Source organism: Bacillus paramycoides, assembly GCF_001884235.1.
Lineage (GTDB): Bacteria > Bacillota > Bacilli > Bacillales > Bacillaceae_G > Bacillus_A > Bacillus_A paramycoides.
In genome coordinates, this window is record NZ_MAOI01000069.1 from 28699 (window position 1) to 46047 (window position 17349).

Annotated in this window: 20 protein-coding genes; 13 read left to right on the forward strand and 7 right to left on the reverse strand. The window is 36.3% G+C overall.

Going from position 1 to position 17349, the window contains the following annotated elements; all coding sequences use genetic code 11:
* The first annotated feature begins 56 nt into the window (after window positions 1–56).
* A complete protein-coding gene (locus tag BAU28_RS12590; RefSeq protein WP_071718723.1) occupies window positions 57–983 on the forward strand; it encodes a LacI family DNA-binding transcriptional regulator in 927 nt (308 codons plus the stop codon).
* Between the two features lie 25 nt (window positions 984–1008).
* Here BAU28_RS12590 and BAU28_RS12595 read toward each other — a convergent pair whose 3' ends face one another.
* The 4 genes from BAU28_RS12595 to BAU28_RS12610 form a co-directional block, all read right to left on the reverse strand.
* On the reverse strand, window positions 1009–2328 hold the full coding sequence (locus BAU28_RS12595) for a Na+/H+ antiporter family protein (protein WP_071718724.1): 1320 nt from the start codon (window positions 2326–2328) through the stop codon (window positions 1009–1011).
* Window positions 2329–2443: 115 nt separating this feature from the next.
* Window positions 2444–3445, reverse strand: coding sequence for an alpha/beta fold hydrolase (locus BAU28_RS12600; RefSeq protein ID WP_071718725.1), 1002 nt, complete (start codon window positions 3443–3445; stop codon window positions 2444–2446).
* Between the two features lie 272 nt (window positions 3446–3717).
* Window positions 3718–4068, reverse strand: coding sequence for a ferritin family protein (locus BAU28_RS12605; protein WP_071718726.1), 351 nt, complete (start codon window positions 4066–4068; stop codon window positions 3718–3720).
* A 158-nt stretch (window positions 4069–4226) separates the two neighbouring features.
* On the reverse strand, window positions 4227–5816 hold the full coding sequence (locus tag BAU28_RS12610) for a bifunctional metallophosphatase/5'-nucleotidase (RefSeq protein ID WP_071718727.1): 1590 nt from the start codon (window positions 5814–5816) through the stop codon (window positions 4227–4229).
* Between the two features lie 210 nt (window positions 5817–6026).
* Between BAU28_RS12610 and BAU28_RS12615 the strand changes: the two genes are divergently transcribed.
* The 3 genes from BAU28_RS12615 to BAU28_RS12625 all read left to right on the forward strand — a co-directional run bounded on the left by BAU28_RS12615 (window position 6027) and on the right by BAU28_RS12625 (window position 7841).
* Window positions 6027–6290 (forward strand): YqkE family protein, encoded by a 264-nt coding sequence (locus tag BAU28_RS12615; protein WP_071718728.1) that lies wholly within the window; start codon window positions 6027–6029, stop codon window positions 6288–6290.
* A gap of 68 nt (window positions 6291–6358) precedes the next feature.
* A complete protein-coding gene (locus tag BAU28_RS12620) occupies window positions 6359–6883 on the forward strand; it encodes a GrpB family protein (RefSeq protein ID WP_025150129.1) in 525 nt (174 codons plus the stop codon).
* Between the two features lie 130 nt (window positions 6884–7013).
* A complete protein-coding gene (locus BAU28_RS12625) occupies window positions 7014–7841 on the forward strand; it encodes an aldo/keto reductase (protein WP_071718729.1) in 828 nt (275 codons plus the stop codon).
* 29 nt (window positions 7842–7870) lie between these two features.
* On the opposite strand, the gene BAU28_RS12630 is transcribed toward BAU28_RS12625, so the two are convergent.
* On the reverse strand, window positions 7871–8785 hold the full coding sequence (locus BAU28_RS12630) for an aldo/keto reductase (RefSeq protein WP_071718730.1): 915 nt from the start codon (window positions 8783–8785) through the stop codon (window positions 7871–7873).
* Between the two features lie 53 nt (window positions 8786–8838).
* A complete protein-coding gene (gene mciZ, locus BAU28_RS12635) occupies window positions 8839–8967 on the reverse strand; it encodes a Z-ring formation inhibitor MciZ (RefSeq protein WP_002173323.1) in 129 nt (42 codons plus the stop codon).
* Between the two features lie 74 nt (window positions 8968–9041).
* Between mciZ and BAU28_RS12640 the strand changes: the two genes are divergently transcribed.
* Entirely contained in the window at window positions 9042–9581 is a 540-nt protein-coding gene (locus BAU28_RS12640; protein ID WP_071718731.1) for an NUDIX domain-containing protein, read from the forward strand.
* Window positions 9582–9606: 25 nt separating this feature from the next.
* Here the strand turns inward: BAU28_RS12640 and BAU28_RS12645 are convergent, their stop codons facing one another.
* Entirely contained in the window at window positions 9607–10158 is a 552-nt protein-coding gene (locus BAU28_RS12645) for a GNAT family N-acetyltransferase (RefSeq protein WP_002173321.1), read from the reverse strand.
* A 126-nt stretch (window positions 10159–10284) separates the two neighbouring features.
* Between BAU28_RS12645 and spoIIM the strand changes: the two genes are divergently transcribed.
* The 8 genes from spoIIM (at window position 10285) to BAU28_RS12685 (ending at window position 17308) form a co-directional block, all read left to right on the forward strand.
* Window positions 10285–10932 (forward strand): stage II sporulation protein M, encoded by a 648-nt coding sequence (gene spoIIM, locus BAU28_RS12650; RefSeq protein WP_071718732.1) that lies wholly within the window; start codon window positions 10285–10287, stop codon window positions 10930–10932.
* Window positions 10933–11039: 107 nt separating this feature from the next.
* Window positions 11040–11495, forward strand: a complete 456-nt coding sequence (gene fur, locus BAU28_RS12655; protein ID WP_000392654.1) for a ferric iron uptake transcriptional regulator — start codon at window positions 11040–11042, stop codon at window positions 11493–11495.
* 103 nt (window positions 11496–11598) lie between these two features.
* The gene (locus BAU28_RS12660; RefSeq protein WP_001250436.1) at window positions 11599–11829 is read left to right on the forward strand and encodes a YqzK family protein; all 231 of its coding nucleotides are present in this window, start codon (window positions 11599–11601) and stop codon (window positions 11827–11829) included.
* Window positions 11830–11835: 6 nt separating this feature from the next.
* On the forward strand, window positions 11836–12726 hold the full coding sequence (gene xerD / locus BAU28_RS12665) for a site-specific tyrosine recombinase XerD (RefSeq protein WP_002173319.1): 891 nt from the start codon (window positions 11836–11838) through the stop codon (window positions 12724–12726).
* Window positions 12727–12873: 147 nt separating this feature from the next.
* Complete coding sequence (locus tag BAU28_RS12670; RefSeq protein WP_071718733.1) at window positions 12874–13611, forward strand: FixH family protein; 738 nt, start codon at window positions 12874–12876, stop codon at window positions 13609–13611.
* Between the two features lie 366 nt (window positions 13612–13977).
* Entirely contained in the window at window positions 13978–15162 is a 1185-nt protein-coding gene (gene deoB, locus BAU28_RS12675; protein ID WP_071718734.1) for a phosphopentomutase, read from the forward strand.
* Between the two features lie 12 nt (window positions 15163–15174).
* Window positions 15175–15996, forward strand: a complete 822-nt coding sequence (locus tag BAU28_RS12680) for a purine-nucleoside phosphorylase (RefSeq protein WP_071718735.1) — start codon at window positions 15175–15177, stop codon at window positions 15994–15996.
* Between the two features lie 7 nt (window positions 15997–16003).
* Complete coding sequence (locus BAU28_RS12685) at window positions 16004–17308, forward strand: pyrimidine-nucleoside phosphorylase (RefSeq protein WP_071718736.1); 1305 nt, start codon at window positions 16004–16006, stop codon at window positions 17306–17308.
* Window positions 17309–17349: the final 41 nt, after the last annotated feature.

Sequence of the window (17349 nt, forward strand, 5' to 3'; positions counted from 1 at the left end):
TTATATTTTGGTTTAGTTTAAAATTGTAATCTATTACCATATTAAGGGGTGACGATGTGGCAACTATACGTGATGTTGCAAAATTGGCCGGTGTTTCAGTCGCGACTGTTTCAAGAGTAATTAACGAAAAAGGATATGTCCATGAAGATACGGTGAAACAAGTAAAAAAAGCAATTGAAGAATTACATTATAGGCCGAATGCTGTAGCAAAGCCTTTATTTAAACAGCCTTCAACGATGATTGCATTACTTGTAGATAATTTGCATAATCCATCATACATCACTTTGCTGCGTTTCGTTGAGGAAATAGCATATAAAGAAGGATATCAAGTAGTAGTTTGTAATATAGAAAATAAGAATAGATACATAGATATGTTTATGCAAAATAACATTGCAGGCGTTATAATGACGGAATCTGTTTTTCGAAATATAGGAGGAATATCACTTCCTTTCGTTGTGCTTGAGGAAAGGCAATCTCTTATGAGCTATTATGAAAGTGGGCAGAAGGCTGTTTCTTTATTAAAAGAGAAAGGCTGTCAGTTTCTTGCTTATATTGGTGAGGGGGTAGAGAGTGAAGAAATGGAAGAGCATGTGGCAGGATTTTTAGACACTGCTTGGAAAGAAGGACTTTCTTATCGAGAGGAAATTGTACAAGGGTATACGAATCAACAGTTTCTTGAAATATTGCAAAAGCATCCGTACATAGATGGGATTGTAGCTTCGAGTGACAAGGTCGCTATTGAGCTAATCAGGGCGGCGAAAACTCTTAATATTCATATACCAGGTAAGTTGCAAATCATTGGATTTAATGGGAGTGTAGAGGGGGAATGGATAAGTCCATCGTTAACGACGATTGGAAGCCATATCGAAGAAAATGGAAAAATAGCTTTTCAGCAGTTAATTGGAAAAATAAAAGAGAAGAAAGTGGAACAAGAAGAAGTAAAAACAGAATGTAGATTCATTGAGAGAGAAACAACAAAGTAAAAGGTGCGTTTTTAAAACGCACCTTTTATAGTGTAATTGCGGCAATAAAGCCGAATATAAGTAACGGTATATTATAGTGTAGAAAAGTTGGAACACATGTATCCCATATATGGTGATGCTGACCGTCAGCATTTAAACCGGAAGTTGGTCCAAGTGTACTATCTGATGCTGGAGATCCTGCGTCACCTAGTGCACCAGCTGTCCCGATAATTGCGATTGTTGCCATCGGGCTAAATCCGAGCTGGATGCATAACGGCACGAAAATTGTTGTTAAGATTGGGATGGTTGAGAAAGATGAACCAATTCCCATCGTCACGAGAAGTCCAATAACGAGCATAAGAAATGCAGCCAGCGGTTTACTATTTCCGATTATATGCGCACTCGTTTGCACAAGAGATTCAACGTGTCCAGTTTTTCGAAGAACAGCGCCAAATCCAGCGGCAGAAATCATAACAAATCCGATAAAGGACATCATACGCATTCCGCTCGTTAAAATAGCATCGGCTTCTTTAAGAGGAAGACTACCGCTAACTGATAAGACGATAATCCCTGCTAAAGCACCGAAGATCATTGATTCTGTTGCTAATTGAACAGTTAATGTAGCGATTATTGATAATAAGCCAAAAGTGATGCTTCTTTTCGTATAGGGAACGATTTCATTCTGTGCAGCATGAACGTGTTCTATTTCATACGTACGTGGTTTTCGGTATGTAATGAAAACCGCTACACATAATCCGATAATCATACCGATTGCTGGAATAGTCATTGCTTTTGGAATAAGTGCGACATCAAATGTAAGACCACTTTGCGCAGCATTTGTTTGCAATACGTCATGATAAATTTTTCCGAACCCTGCTGGGACCCACATGTAAGGGGTAATCAATCCAAATGTAATAAGACATGTTACAAGCCTACGATCCACCTTCAGTTCATTTAATATTTTTAAAAGTGCTGGAATTAAGATCGGGATGAAGGCGATATGAACAGGGATAATATTTTGTGAGAAACAAGCCATTGTTAAAATAATAAATAATATAAGTATTTTAGAATAGACTTGTTTTTTCGTGTCTTGTTCGTTGCCAATCCATTTTAAGGCTGATTGGATCATTGCATCGGGAAGCCCTGTTTTTGAAAGGGAAATAGCAAATCCACCGAGCATTGCGTAGCTTAATGCGATAGGAGCACTGTTTCCGAGACCGGTTGTAAAAGTGCTAATTGTTTCTGAAATACCAAGTCCGCCGATAAGTCCGCCTGTTAAAGCTCCAACAATAATGGCGACAATGACTTGGACACGTAACAAACTAAGCAATAGCATGACTGCTACTGCGATGAGTACAGCGTTCATAATAAATGTAGTCTCCTAATTTTTATTCTGTTAAGGCAAGCAAATACGAAGTATGTTATTTGCTTGCGACATATTATTATAAAATGTTTTTTATGAAATGTAAAAGAGCCATTTGTTATTTATGTTGAAAAGATAGCTCTTGTTTAATTGATTGTAAAGATTTGGCGAATAGTTCAGGCTCTTCTAAATCTGGAGAATGCGCCGAGTTTGGAAACCAAATCATCTTTTTAATAGGAGCTTGAATGATATCGCAATATTGTTGAACGAGTGCATAAGGAGTTTGATAATCATAGCGACCGGAACAAAAATAAACAGGAACGGATAAACTTGAAATAGACGAAAAGAAATCGATTGTCAGCATCTCTTCCCATAAAACCCCGGACTTTAAATTTCCTGTGAGAAACTTGAACCAATCTAACAGCGTATATTCAGGAGAAAAGAAACCTTTTCGTATGAAAGAAAAGGAAGATCCGTTTTGTATTGCTCCTCCAAATGTACCAAGCCACTTTCTTTGAATAATGAGACGTCTCGTATCTAAAAAGGGTGGTTTACCTAATTTTAAAAGAGAAGCTAGTGCTTTTTTATGGTCATGTTTTTTTGCCGAGTTAATTAAATGTTGGAATAGTAATTCCTCATTTTTCTTCATATGTACGATTTGACCGATGCCGATATAAGCCTCTATATATTCCGGACATTGACTAGCGATTTTCAGTCCGATAATACTCCCCCAAGAATGACCAGCGAGAAATAATTTTTGCTTATTGAACCTTTTAAGAAGATATTGGATGACTTCTTTTGCATCTGAAACAAATTGATTAATCGTAAAGTTTGATTGGATATCCCGCCATAAAAAGGATTTTCCTGCCCCACGTTGGTCCCAATTAATCACAATAAAATGCTTTTCTAACTCTTTCTGAAAATGTCGAATAAAGCCGATTTGAGCCATACCAGGTCCGCCGTGACAGCATAATAAAATAGGCTGTTCCACATTTTGCCCGCGTATAAGGAGAGATTGTTTCCGATCATTAATCATAACGCTTTCTATCGTAGCGATACTGTTAGGGATTAATTGCTTCTTTTCGTTATAAAACCGAGGGGTATGGCTACGAAAAAGCATATGTAAACCTCCTTTTCTTAAATGGTATGAATCGCACAGGCTCTTTCTTTTGCATATACTGCTAGAAAATCATTGTATCATAACATACTGGTTAGATTTCAAGCTTAGGCAATTAAGAGAGGAGGGAGAATGTGACGATTGGAGAAAGTATAGATTCTTTAAATAGACGTGAATCATATCGAGAGAAATAAAAGAAAGGATACTATGTTCCATATAAGAGCGTGTATCCTTTTTAACTTATTTTATTTGTGCTTTGAAAAGTAATATGGAAACTAAACAGCATGATTTTGTTCATCAGCAGCTGCGCGTCGAAATGCTTCTTTTATTTGCTGATTTGTCTCTTCGTCTGCAATTTCTAGGTAAAAATCAACAGAGCGTTGTGCATCTTGTATAGCGAATTCTAATCCGTTCAAATAAAGAGTTGGGCATTCTTCAGTGATCTGAGGCTGAGGGTTTTTACCAGTTAAAAGGGTGTGAATTTGTACAAATTGGTGGAAATGTTTTATTTCATCTTGCCGAATTTCAAGAATCTGATTTCGTTCATTAATTGCTTTCTCAATACTACGAATAGGTTTGTCGTTTTGTCGATATAAAGCATCGTAATTGTCTGTCTGGAAATACATATGAACCCTCTCAGTATAGTTTTCTGTATACTACGAGGAAATAAGGGGCTATGCGCTTATCTATTACTGGGCTAGAAGAATACGACATACAAGAAGAAGCCCCTTGCATATAAAAGGAGCTACTTCTTTCGAGTGTCACGCACTAGTTTGATTAATATTTAGTTGATTTTTTGAATACGTCCATCAATAATTGGCTGAATTGGTTCTTTTAATTGTTTTACATAATCGACTAACGCTTCAAAATCGTTTGGACCAGTTTCAGCATTTTTTCCATTTTTAAAGGATACGAATCCATCACCGCCGGATGCTAAGAAGGCATTTGCAACTACGCTATACGTTTTAGAGGAAACTAATTCTTCACCATTAGTTAAACGGATATTAGTTACCTTTTCACCGTTCGGTTTATTTGCATCCCAATTGTATTGAATACCTGAAATCTGGAGCATTCTTGTAGCTCCTTTTTGCCATTGTTGATTTAAAATATCACGAATATCTTGACCCGTTAAATCTACTTTAATTAATTGATTTCCGAAAGGTTGAATCCCATATAATTCGCCCCATGTAATATCTCCAGCGTCTAGATCGTTACGAATGCCACCAGGATTCATAAGAGCGATTTGTGCTTGCATTGTTTGGCGCTGTGCATCGGCAATTAAATTTCCAAGAGTAGACTCACCAGCATCGTTTTGTTTACGGTCGATAGGTGCTGTGGATTTTCCTACAACTTCATTTACAAGCGGTGCAATTTTCTCTTTATATTGATCTAATTTTTGTTTTACTTGTTTATCAGGCTCTACACCTTCATGGTATGTTGTAATAACTTCAGCTTTTTTCTTAACAATATCTTTTGTTTTTCTATCAATTGTTACATCTACGTCTGAGAAAGCTGTTCCGTAAGAATTAGCTTGTACAATAAGTTTATTATTTACAGTACCATTTACATACGTATGACTATGTCCACCGAAAATAACATCAACTTCAGGGTCTGTTTCATTTGCAATACGGGCAAGATCACCATTTGTTACACCAGTGTCATCAGTTGTGCCTCCAACATGTGCAAGGACTACGATAGATTTAACGCCGAGACGCTTTAATTGTTGTGTGGATTTATTAATAGCTTCTACTTCATCAGTAATTTGTACATTTTTTAGCATAGTAGGCATAACGACATTTGGTGTATCCGTTGTAACAACCCCAATGAATCCCACAGGAACTCCATCAACCATTTTTACAGTAAATGGTGGTAAAAATAAGCGGCCAGTTGATTTATTATAGAAGTTTGCAGCGACATAAGGGAAATTTGCTCCTTTGAAGTTTCCAGTTTTTTCGTGATATCCACCGTAAATGAGGCGTTTCATTTCATCGATACCTTCATCGAATTCATGATTTCCAATTGTACCAACATCAAACTTTAAGTCATTTAAAAATTCAATAGTTGGTTCGTCTTGTAATAAAGCTGAAAGTGGTGGGCTAGCACCGACAATATCTCCAGCATGCACAAGAAGTGTATTTGGATTTTGTTTTTTACGTTCTTTTAAATAAGTGGCTAAGTAATCAGCGCCACCAGCGTCTTTGTTGTTAATTTTTTTTACAGTGTCTAGTTGTCCATGGAAATCATTAATACCAAGCATTTGTACGTCTATGTATCGGTTTTGTTCAGCAGGAGTCTGAGATGGAGGAGCAGCGAATACGTTTGAAAAAGTCATGGTACTTAAAATAGCGACAGCAGGAATAATTTTTTTCCACATGATTAAATTCTCCTTTTTTATAATCTGACATCATACGACATAATTTTAATAGATTAATAGGATTATATCTATAATATTTTTTAGTTTTTTCGAAAAATTAACAAATTTACAAAATATGAATAATAGAGAATGCGTGAGTAATGTACCTTTTTTATTGTCGATTTCACCGTGTATCCTCTATAATGGAGAAAAAAGTAAAAGGTGAGCAGCATGAAGAAAAAGAAACAAAGACAAATGCAAAGACAATCTCAAATGAATAAACCAGAGAAAGAATCACTTACATTAGGTGATCAATTGAATGAATCACTCATGCAACAATTAAAGAATAAGAAAAAAGAGTTACAAGTGAGAAAAGAGGAAAAAGAGGCAGCTGAGCAAGAGAGAAAGCGTAAAGAGCAAAAAGAACGTGAAAAGAATAAATCATTTGAAGAACTGTTAAGTGAAAGTAATCTTACTTGGAAAGACTTTAAATAATAAAAAAATGATCAGTGAAATATCACTGATCATTTTTTTGACGAGTTTGTAAGAAAAGGGGAATTAAAATGAGAAAAATTGTAGTCGTTCCGTACGAAAATCATTGGAGTGAGAAATTCCAAATGGAAGCCGAAAGATTAAAGCTGGCGATGCCAGAAACGGTGAAAATTTATCATATTGGCAGTACATCAGTGCCAGGACTTGCGGCTAAGCCAATCATTGATATGATAATGGAAGTAGATAGTATTGAAAGAGTAGATCATTGGAATAAACAATTTGACGAGCTTGGTTATATTGTGAAAGGGGAAAATGGCATTTCAGGTCGCCGTTTTTTTATTCATGGAACTGAGGAGAAACGCTCGTATCACTTGCACGTATTTGAAAAAGGAAATTCTGAGATTACAAGGCATTTAGCGTTTCGTGATTATATGATGGCTCATTGTGAAGAAGCTGAGGCATATGCAACTTTAAAGAAAGAACTAGCCGAAAAATATACATATGATGGCACGCTGTATACAGAAGGAAAAGATGAGTTTGTACGTAATGTTGATGAAAAAGCAAAAGAATGGATAGAAAATAACGTGAATGACTGATTTCACGTTATTTTTTATAAGGTGTATAAAATTATTATGTAAACTGTACGTATGTTTTGACTTTTTGGGTGAATCTTGTTGAAATAAAGTGGTGGTTTATAAAAATGTAATACTGAAGGGGAGAACGAATGTGCATATTCCAACAACTACACTTCATAATGGCGTGAAAATGCCGATGATTGGCTTAGGTGTTTATAAAGCGAAAGAAGGCGACGAAGTAAAACAAGCAGTAAAAAAAGCGTTAGAAGTTGGATACCGTTCGATTGATACAGCGACTGTATATGAAAATGAAAGCGGTGTCGGAGAGGCGGTTCGTGAATCAGGAATCCCGCGAGAAGACTTATTTATTACAACGAAAGTTTGGAACGACGATCAAGGATACGAGGAGACACTCGAGGCGTTTGAAAAGAGCTTAAAGAAATTACAAATGGACTATGTAGATTTATATTTAATCCACTGGCCAATTAGAGGAAAGTATGTTGATACATACCGAGCTTTAGAGAAGCTTTATGAAGAAGGAAAAGTACGTGCCATCGGTGTTTCTAATTTTCATAAACATCACTTAGAACTATTATTACCAAATTGCAAAGTGAAGCCGATGGTAAATCAAGTGGAACTTCATCCAATGTTAGCGCAATTTGAATTGCATAACTTCTGTCAAAGTGAACAAATTCAAATGGAAGCATGGAGTCCATTAATGAGGGGCGGGGAAGTATTCGAGCACCCAATTATTCAGGATATTGCTAACAAATATGAAAAAACACCCGCGCAAGTTATATTAAGATGGGATATTCAAAGTGGGATTGTGACAATTCCTAAATCTGTTACGCCATCTCGTATTGAAGAGAACTTTACTATTTTTGATTTCTCATTAACTGAAGAAGAGATGAATCAAATTAATACGTTAGATCGTAATTTACATGTAGGGACGAATCCTGATAAATATGATACGTTATAAAAAGACGCTACCAGTATGGTAGCGTCTTTTTAACGATGTAAAGCATATGTATCAAATTTTACAATTTGCTGAAGTTGTGTATATTCTTCTTCTGTTAAAGGTGTTTGTTTACCAGCATGTACATTTTCTTGCAACTGTTGAATAGAGCTTGCACCAGGTATAACAGATGCAACAGTTTCATTATGTAAGCAATATTGAATAGCTGTTCCTGTTAAAGAGTTTCCCCCGATTATTTCTTTTACACTTGCTAATGCTGTATTTAATTCATCATAAGAATAGGAGAGGTAATCTTTTTCTTTCACTTTTCCTATCTTCGTTTCATTGCTGTCAGTTAACAGTCCTTTTGCAAGTGGTCCGCGTGCGATGACACTAATTTGATGTTCATTAAGCAGCGAGAACCATTCTTCAGGGCGACGATTTAAAAGGCTGTACTCCATTAATACACTAACGATATTTGAACGTTTTGCATACTCACGGATGACATTTGGACGTATAGAAGAGATACCATAATGACGAATAATACCTTCTTTTTTTAATTCTTCAAAGGCTTCAACAGTTTCATCTATAGGATCTTCAATCGTCCCGCCATGCAGTTGATATAAATCAATATAATCTGTTTGAAGTCTACGTAAACTTTCTTTTACTTCGGCCTTTATGTAAGCTTTAGAAGGATCCCAAGACCAGCCGTTTTTTTCTTCTGTCCATCGATTTCCAACCTTTGTTGTAAGAACAATTTGATCTCGTTTTCCTTTCAGAGCTTTGCCGACAAATTCTTCATTTAATCCATAATCGTATAAGTCCGCTGTATCAAAAAAGTTAATTCCTAAATCGATTGCCTCATCGATAATACGCATAGCTTCTACTTCAGATGTACCGAGAGACATACAGCCAAATCCGATTTCCGTAACATATAAATCTGATTTTCCTAATTGACGTTTTTTCATAAGTCAACCTCCTTATCTTTATTGTACGAAAGGGGAAGAAGGTTGACAAACGTTTACTTTTTGTTTGCTGTAATCCACTCCTGCACAGTTGTATACTCTTTTCCATATTGTTTTAGTTTATGACGAATTTGCCATGCTTTGCCGACTAAAGTGACGCGATTTGGTAAAATATAAATTTTCATTTCTATCACGCTCCTTTCAATGTGGTAAAATGTATGAAGAACGATTAGGAAATAGAACAGGGAGATGAAGTAGTATGAGTAATCTTGCAGAAAGAACAGTAAAAACTGAACCGATTTTTGATGGTAGAGTTATAAAAGTTCGTGTTGATGATGTAGTATTACCAAATGGAGAAATGAGTAAACGTGAAATCGTAAATCACCCTGGGGCAGTTGCTATTATTGCTATTACTGATGAGGGGAAAATTGTACTTGTTGAGCAGTATCGTAAAGCTCTCGAAAAGGCAATTGTGGAAATTCCAGCTGGGAAGTTAGAACCTGGGGAAAAGCCAGAGGTAACAGCAGTTCGTGAATTAGAAGAAGAAACAGGATATGTATGTGAAAATATGGAATTTATCACATCTTTCTATACATCACCTGGTTTTGCAGACGAGATTTTATATGTATATAAAGCGACAGGATTAAAACAAAAAGAAAATAAAGCAGCTTTAGATGAAGATGAATTTATGGAATTAATGGAAGTGTCATTAGAAGAAGCAATTTCTCTTATGGAAAATCATCGTATTCATGATGCGAAGACGATGTTTGCAGTACAATATTTACAATTACAAAAATAAAACACTCGCCTTAGGCGAGTGTTTTTTAATTAATTTTCGCATATACACGTGCATCGCGTAAGCTACCGTCTGGCGCTAGGAAATCATTTTCCATAGTACCCTCTAAAATAAATTCAAGACGTTCTGCTAAGCTACATGCATTTACATTTGTTGCATCAGTACGAATTTCAATTCTTCTAGCACCTAGTTTATCAAAAGCAAATTGAATGGCCCCTTTAACGGCTTCTGTCATATAGCCTTGCTTTGTATAAGCGCTATGTAACCAGAAGTGAAGTGAAAACTTTGGAATATCCCAGTTTTCAGGCTTAAGAGTAATAGCTCCGATGAATGTACCAGATACTTTATCGTATAAGTGGAAATCAAGTGTTTCACGAAGTAAAAACTGTCCGTGAGCTTCGCGAACAATTTCTTCAGCACTTTCTTCTGTTTCAGCTGTAATTGGCATCCACGGTAATAAGTCTTCTAGAGAAGCTTGGATTGCTTCATACACTTCTGTACCATCACCTGGAAACGGCTTACGTACTTGCAAGCGCTCAGTTTGAAATAATGTTGGAAAATCTAACAATAATGGTTTCAAGAGAAATCCCTCCTATTCTCTACTATTTAGTTTAGCAAAGTAGAGCGGAATTTCAATGTTAATTCGTCATACTTTTTTTCTTTCTCACATACATTTTTAGTAAGAGTGTGAACGGAGGGAAGGAAAATGTGGCGAAAAACTTGGCAAGACCGTGTAATGTCTCACATACAGGAAAATTCTTCACTATATATATTTAACTCTGTTTTATTATTGATGGGAGTAATATTTGGAGCGATTCTTGTGAATAGTTTACAAATAAACCAAAAGCAAGATTTATCATTTTATTTACAGCGTTTTTTTGGACAAGTTTCTAAAGGCGAATTTGCTATTGCGGGTGAAATGTTTCGAGAAAGTTACTTTTCGCAATTAAAATATATTGGCTTTATTTGGATTTTAGGGATTTCCATTATTGGATTGCCACTTATTTTTATCTTATTATTTTTAAAAGGAGTAGTTGTTGGATTTACAGTAGGTTTTTTAGTAAGTCAGCATGGATGGAATGGATTATTATTAGCATTTGTATCTGTATTGCCGCAAAATTTAATTATTATTCCAGTGTTTCTTGTTATGACAACAATTGCTGCAAGCTTTTCTTTGAGAATGATTAGGCACCAATTTATCCGGAGAATAACTGAGCCACTATTACCGTTATTAATTCGTTATACATGCTTTTTTCTCGTGATTGGAGCAGTATTAGCTATCGCTTCTAGCATCGAAGCCTATGCATCACCAGTTTTAATGAAAGAAGTCGTGGAAACTATTAATAAAAAATAAATACTTTTTGAGAATAATTATCAATTTGTTTTTATTGTTTTTTCTTTTGACAGAAGCCCTTCTTCTGATATAATGGTGTAAGAGTGGCGAGGAGGGAGTAGTACCGAATGGAAGAAAGAATTGAACGAATTAAGAAGCAACTACATGCAGCGAGCTATAAATTGACACCACAACGTGAAGCAACAGTTCGTGTGCTGCTGGAAAATGAAGAAGATCATTTAAGCGCAGAAGATGTATACCTCCTTGTAAAAGAAAAGTCGCCAGAGATCGGATTAGCAACCGTCTATCGAACTTTAGAGCTATTATCTGAGTTAAAAGTTGTCGATAAGATTAACTTCGGAGACGGTGTTTCACGCTATGACTTACGCCAAGAAGGTGCACAGCGTTTCCACCATCATTTAATCTGTACACAATGCGGTGCTGTACAAGAAATACAAGAAGATTTACTTGGTGAAGTGGAGAATAAAGTAGAACGAGACTGGAGCTTTAAGGTGAAAGATCATCGTTTAACATTCCATGGGATTTGTAAAAATTGTCAAGAAAATGAAACGGATGAAAAATAACCTTTTCCTATTTAACTAGGAAGAGGTTTTTTATTTGAATAAGGTATAAATCGGTGGAAGCTTGGCATATGTTGTAATAACTTATATTTTGGAGGAATTTACAATGCGCCGAGCTTTGAAATTAACTTTTGATGGAATGAAAGTATTTTTATTATTTACGAGTTGTACGATTTTGTTTTATTTCGCTATACTATGGATAAATGAAGAATATGAAAGTTACCATCGTTATGAAAAGCCAAAAGAAGAGACTGTAGAAAAAGTATCAGGGAATGAGGAGCCGGCAAAGGATGCTTTCGTAAATAGAATGATGTTTTTCTATGAAAATGGGGAGTAGTGTAGATTGGAAGATCAATTAAAAGATTTTATTCATTATATGATTGTTGAAAAAGGATTAGCGAAAAATACAGTTGTATCTTACGAACGTGATTTGAAAAGCTATGTGAAGTATTTGCAAAATGTAGAACAGACGAAGACATTTCATGAAGTGACACGCCTACACATTGTTAACTTTTTGCAGTATTTAAAAGAAAATGGGAAGTCTTCAAAAACATTGGCACGTCATATTGCATCGATTCGTTCGTTTCACCAATTTTTACTTCGTGAACGAGCGGTGGAGCACGACCCATCGGTACATATTGAAACGCCACAAGGGGAACGGAAATTACCAAAAGTATTATCTGTCGACGAAGTAGAAGCGTTACTTCAAACACCGAAAGCGGCGAGTGCTTTTGGGATTCGGGATAAAGCAATGTTAGAGTTATTGTATGCAACGGGACTTCGTGTTTCAGAATTAATTGCATTAAATTTAGAAGATGTACATTTAACAATGGGATTTGTTCGTTGCATTGGGAAAGGGAATAAAGAAAGAATTATTCCATTAGGAAGCTTAGCGACGGAAGCGATTCAAAAGTATATTGAAAAAGGTAGAAGAGAATTGATGGGGAAAAAAGCAGTAGATGCGCTCTTTTTAAACCACCATGGTAATCGATTATCGAGACAAGGGTTTTGGAAAATTTTAAAGCGATTAGCGAAAGAAGCAAATATTGAAAAAGAGCTTACACCGCATACGTTGCGTCACTCTTTTGCTACGCATTTATTAGAGAACGGGGCAGATTTGCGTGCTGTACAAGAAATGCTTGGACATGCAGATATTTCAACAACGCAAATCTATACACACGTTTCAAAAACTAGATTAAAAGATGTATATAAACAGTTCCATCCGAGAGCATAGTTATTATGCTCTTTTTTTCATAGATTGAGAAGAGTAAAGCACTTCACAGAAACTTCACAAACATTTCGTACATTGTTTTCAGCAGAAGACTAGAATATTACAATGTATTTCCTCTATACTAAGGAAAGTATGAAGGAGGAAATGAAGATGAAAAAACTTATTATTACATTATTTATCGCGATGCTAGCACTGGCTGGCTGTAATACAAACAAAGAAGAACCGAAAAAAGAACAGAAAATTGAGGCTGTAAAAGTAGCCTTTCAAACGAATCCGAAAAAAATTAAACCAGGTGAAAAAACAGAAGTACAAGCACTTGTTACACAAGGAAAAGAAAAGGTAACAGATGCTGATGTGAAGTTTGAAATTTGGAAAGATGGCGACGAGAAGCACGAAATGTTAAATGGTAAGCATAAAGGGAAAGGTGTTTATGCTGTAGAGAAAACATTTGAGACTGATGGAGTATACCATATTATTCCTCACACAAATGCACGTGAAATGCATGTTATGCAAGAAGAAAAAGTGGCTGTGGGAAATGCCAAAGTAGAAGATGCAAAGAAAGAAAATAGTGATCATGGTGCAGGGCACGGCGATCATAAGAGCGATACAATGATTCACCTTATGGCTGGAGATTTGAAAGCCAATGCTGAATCAGAAATGAAAGTTCATTTGAAACAAAAAGAAGAAGCATTAACTGGCGCTGAAGTACAACTTGAGATTTGGAAAGATGGCGTTGAAAAACATGAATTTATTCCAGCAAAAGAAGGAAATAAAGGCGAGTACGTAACTAAGCATACATTTAAAGAAAATGGTACTTACAAAGTGAAAGTTCATGTAAGAAAAGGCGAACTACATGAACATAAAGAAGAAACAGTAGAAGTAAAATAAAAAAGCAGCTCTTTAGAGCTGCTTTTTTATTTTTATATTAGGAAATTATTCATAAAATGATTAGCACTTCTTTGTAGAATGGATTACAATAGAAGTGTGAATAAAATAAGAAATTCTACGAAAATGTATTAAAAAGAAAGCGTAAACATGTTATGATATCAATATCAGATGTCTGACATCTGACTTAGAAAAAACTAGAAATATTTTTCAGTCGTTTCAAGTAAAACGAAATAGGTTAGAAAAGGATTTAAAGAAGTACTGTTTGACAATGAGAATGAAAGAGAATTCTTATCGATAACAGTTTCACTTTATAGCGTTTTGAACATACTACAAGAAGTAGAACTGAACTTATAGGAGGTCGCAGTTATGAATAAATATAAACGTATATTCCTAGTCGTAATGGACTCTGTGGGAATCGGTGAAGCACCGGATGCTGAGCAATTTGGTGATTTAGGTTCTGACACAATTGGTCACATTGCTGAACATATGAATGGATTGCAAATGCCAAACATGGTGAAGTTAGGTCTTGGTAACATTCGTGAAATGAAAGGTATTTCTAAAGTAGAGAAACCGCTTGGATATTATACAAAAATGCAAGAGAAATCTACTGGTAAAGATACGATGACAGGTCACTGGGAAATCATGGGCCTATATATTGATACACCATTCCAAGTGTTCCCTGAAGGATTCCCGAAAGAATTACTTGATGAATTAGAAGAGAAAACAGGCCGTAAAATTATCGGTAATAAGCCAGCTTCTGGAACTGAGATTCTTGACGAACTTGGTCAAGAGCAAATGGAAACAGGCTCTTTAATCGTTTACACTTCTGCAGATAGCGTACTACAAATTGCAGCACACGAAGAAGTAGTGCCACTTGATGAGTTATATAAAATTTGTAAAATTGCACGTGAACTAACGTTAGATGAGAAGTACATGGTAGGACGTGTTATCGCTCGTCCATTCGTTGGAGAACCTGGAAAATTCACACGTACACCAAATCGTCATGACTATGCGTTAAAACCATTCGGCCGTACGGTAATGAATGAATTAAAAGATAGTGACTATGATGTAATTGCTATCGGTAAAATTTCTGATATTTATGATGGTGAAGGGGTAACTGAATCACTTCGTACGAAGTCTAATATGGATGGAATGGATAAGCTTGTAGATACATTAAATATGGACTTTACAGGTCTTAGCTTCTTAAACTTAGTTGACTTTGATGCATTATTCGGCCACCGTCGTGACCCACAAGGATACGGAGAAGCATTACAAGAATATGATGCACGTCTTCCAGAAGTATTCGAAAAACTAAAAGAAGATGATCTATTATTAATTACAGCAGACCACGGTAATGATCCAGTACATCCTGGTACTGATCATACACGTGAATATGTACCGTTATTAGCATATAGCCCAAGCATGAAAGAAGGCGGACAAGAATTACCACTTCGTCAAACATTTGCTGATATTGGTGCAACAGTAGCAGAAAACTTCGGTGTGAAAATGCCAGAATACGGAACAAGCTTCTTAAACGAGCTAAAGAAATAGGGGGATAAACAAATGAATCGTGAACTTATTACAAAATCAGCTTCATACTTAAAAGAGAAATTTCAAGAGACACCACAAGTAGGACTAATCCTTGGATCTGGACTAGGCGTATTAGCAGATGAAATCGAGAACGCAGTAACAGTACCTTACAGTGAGATCCCTGAATTCCCAGTATCAACTGTAGAAGGTCATGCAGGTCAACTTGTATTCGGTACACTTCAAGGTGTAACAGTAGTAGCAATGCAAGGACGTTTCCATTTCTACGAAGGATATGATATGCAAAAAGTAACATTCCCAGTTCGTGTTATGAAAGAACTAGGTGTAGAAACAGTTGTTGTAACGAATGCAGCTGGTGGTGTAAATACATCATTTGAACCAGGCGACCTTATGTTAATTTCAGACCACATCAACTTCATGGGTACGAATCCATTAATCGGACCGAATGATTCTGAAATGGGCGTACGCTTCCCTGATATGTCTACATCATATACGACAGAACTTCGCGAAATGGCGAAACAAGTTGCAGCTGACTTAAACATTACAGTACAAGAAGGTGTATACGTTGGAATGACAGGTCCTGTATATGAAACACCTGCTGAAATTCGTATGCTTCGTACACTTGGCGGAGATGCAGTTGGTATGTCAACAGTACCGGAAGTAATTGTAGCGCGTCACGCAGGTATGAAAGTACTAGGTATTTCTTGTATTTCAAATATGGCAGCTGGTATTTTAGATCAGCCACTTCACCACGATGAAGTAATTGAAACGACAGAACGTGTTAAAGCTAACTTCTTAGCATTAGTAAAAGCAATCGTAAAACAAATGAAGGGGTGACTTCACAATGAGAATGGTGGACCTAATTGCAAAAAAACGTGATGGACATGCATTAACGACAGAAGAGATTAACTTTATCGTTGAAGGATACACAAATGGTGATATTCCTGATTATCAAGTAAGTTCACTTGCAATGGCAATTTTCTTCCAAGATATGAATGATCAAGAACGTGCAGATTTAACGATGGCAATGGTAAATAGCGGTGATACAATTGACTTATCAGCCATTGAAGGGGTCAAAGTAGATAAGCATTCAACAGGTGGAGTTGGTGATACAACGACACTTGTATTAGGTCCATTAGTAGCTGCTTTAGGTGTACCAGTTGCGAAAATGTCTGGACGAGGTCTAGGACATACGGGTGGTACAATTGATAAATTAGAAGCAGTACCAGGATTCCATGTGGAAATTGAAAATGATGAATTCATGCGTCTTGTAAATGAAAATAAAATTGCTGTTATCGGTCAAAGTGGAAACCTAACACCTGCTGATAAAAAATTGTATGCACTTCGTGATGTAACGGCAACAGTAAACTCAATTCCGCTTATTGCAAGCTCGATTATGAGTAAAAAAATTGCTGCTGGTGCAGATGCAATTGTTCTTGATGTAAAAACTGGAGCAGGAGCATTTATGAAAACGGATGAAGATGCAAAATGTTTAGCAGAAGCAATGGTACGAATCGGTAATAACGTTGGTCGTAATACGATGGCAGTTATTTCTGATATGAGCCAGCCGCTTGGTGAGGCTATTGGTAACGCATTAGAAGTACAAGAAGCAATTGATACATTACAAGGTAAAGGACCAAAAGATTTAGAAGAGTTATGTTTAACGCTTGGAAGTCAAATGGTATACCTTGCTGGACAAGCTTCATCTTTAGAAGATGCTCGTGAAAAGTTAATTGAAGTAATGAACAACGGTAAAGCGCTAGAATCATTTAAAACGTTCTTATCAGCGCAAGGCGGCGATGCATCTGTTGTTGATGATCCTTCTAAATTGCCACAAGCACAATTTAAAATTGAAGTGGAAGCAAAAGAAGACGGTTATGTATCGGAAATCGTTGCAGACGAAATCGGAACAGCAGCAATGCTTTTAGGAGCAGGGCGTGCAACGAAAGAGTCTGAAATCGATTTAGCAGTTGGTCTAATGCTTCGCAAAAAAGTAGGCGATAGCGTGAAAAAAGGTGACGCTCTTGTTACAATTTACGCAAACCGCGAAAATGTTGAAGACGTAAAAGCGAAAATTTATGAGAACATGAAAATCGCTAAAGACCACGTAGATGCACCAACTTTAGTACACGGTATTGTAACAAAGTAATAAAAAAAGCTGAGGAGATTTCTCCTTGGCTTTTTTGACTA

Bases quoted from the DNA above. Each gene is read 5' to 3' on its own strand.
- BAU28_RS12595 (WP_071718724.1), bottom strand. From the start codon at position 2,328: ATGAACGCTGTACTCATCGCAGTAGCAGTCATGCTATTGCTTAGTTTG.
- BAU28_RS12600 (WP_071718725.1), bottom strand. From the start codon at position 3,445: ATGCTTTTTCGTAGCCATACCCCTCGGTTTTATAACGAAAAGAAGCAA.
- BAU28_RS12605 (WP_071718726.1), bottom strand. From the start codon at position 4,068: ATGTATTTCCAGACAGACAATTACGATGCTTTATATCGACAAAACGAC.
- BAU28_RS12610 (WP_071718727.1), bottom strand. From the start codon at position 5,816: ATGTGGAAAAAAATTATTCCTGCTGTCGCTATTTTAAGTACCATGACT.
- BAU28_RS12615 (WP_071718728.1), top strand. From the start codon at position 6,027: ATGAAGAAAAAGAAACAAAGACAAATGCAAAGACAATCTCAAATGAAT.
- BAU28_RS12620 (WP_025150129.1), top strand. From the start codon at position 6,359: ATGAGAAAAATTGTAGTCGTTCCGTACGAAAATCATTGGAGTGAGAAA.
- BAU28_RS12630 (WP_071718730.1), bottom strand. From the start codon at position 8,785: ATGAAAAAACGTCAATTAGGAAAATCAGATTTATATGTTACGGAAATC.
- mciZ (WP_002173323.1), bottom strand. From the start codon at position 8,967: ATGAAAATTTATATTTTACCAAATCGCGTCACTTTAGTCGGCAAAGCA.
- BAU28_RS12640 (WP_071718731.1), top strand. From the start codon at position 9,042: ATGAGTAATCTTGCAGAAAGAACAGTAAAAACTGAACCGATTTTTGAT.
- spoIIM (WP_071718732.1), top strand. From the start codon at position 10,285: ATGTGGCGAAAAACTTGGCAAGACCGTGTAATGTCTCACATACAGGAA.
- fur (WP_000392654.1), top strand. From the start codon at position 11,040: ATGGAAGAAAGAATTGAACGAATTAAGAAGCAACTACATGCAGCGAGC.
- BAU28_RS12660 (WP_001250436.1), top strand. From the start codon at position 11,599: ATGCGCCGAGCTTTGAAATTAACTTTTGATGGAATGAAAGTATTTTTA.
- BAU28_RS12670 (WP_071718733.1), top strand. From the start codon at position 12,874: ATGAAAAAACTTATTATTACATTATTTATCGCGATGCTAGCACTGGCT.
- deoB (WP_071718734.1), top strand. From the start codon at position 13,978: ATGAATAAATATAAACGTATATTCCTAGTCGTAATGGACTCTGTGGGA.
- BAU28_RS12680 (WP_071718735.1), top strand. From the start codon at position 15,175: ATGAATCGTGAACTTATTACAAAATCAGCTTCATACTTAAAAGAGAAA.
- BAU28_RS12685 (WP_071718736.1), top strand. From the start codon at position 16,004: ATGAGAATGGTGGACCTAATTGCAAAAAAACGTGATGGACATGCATTA.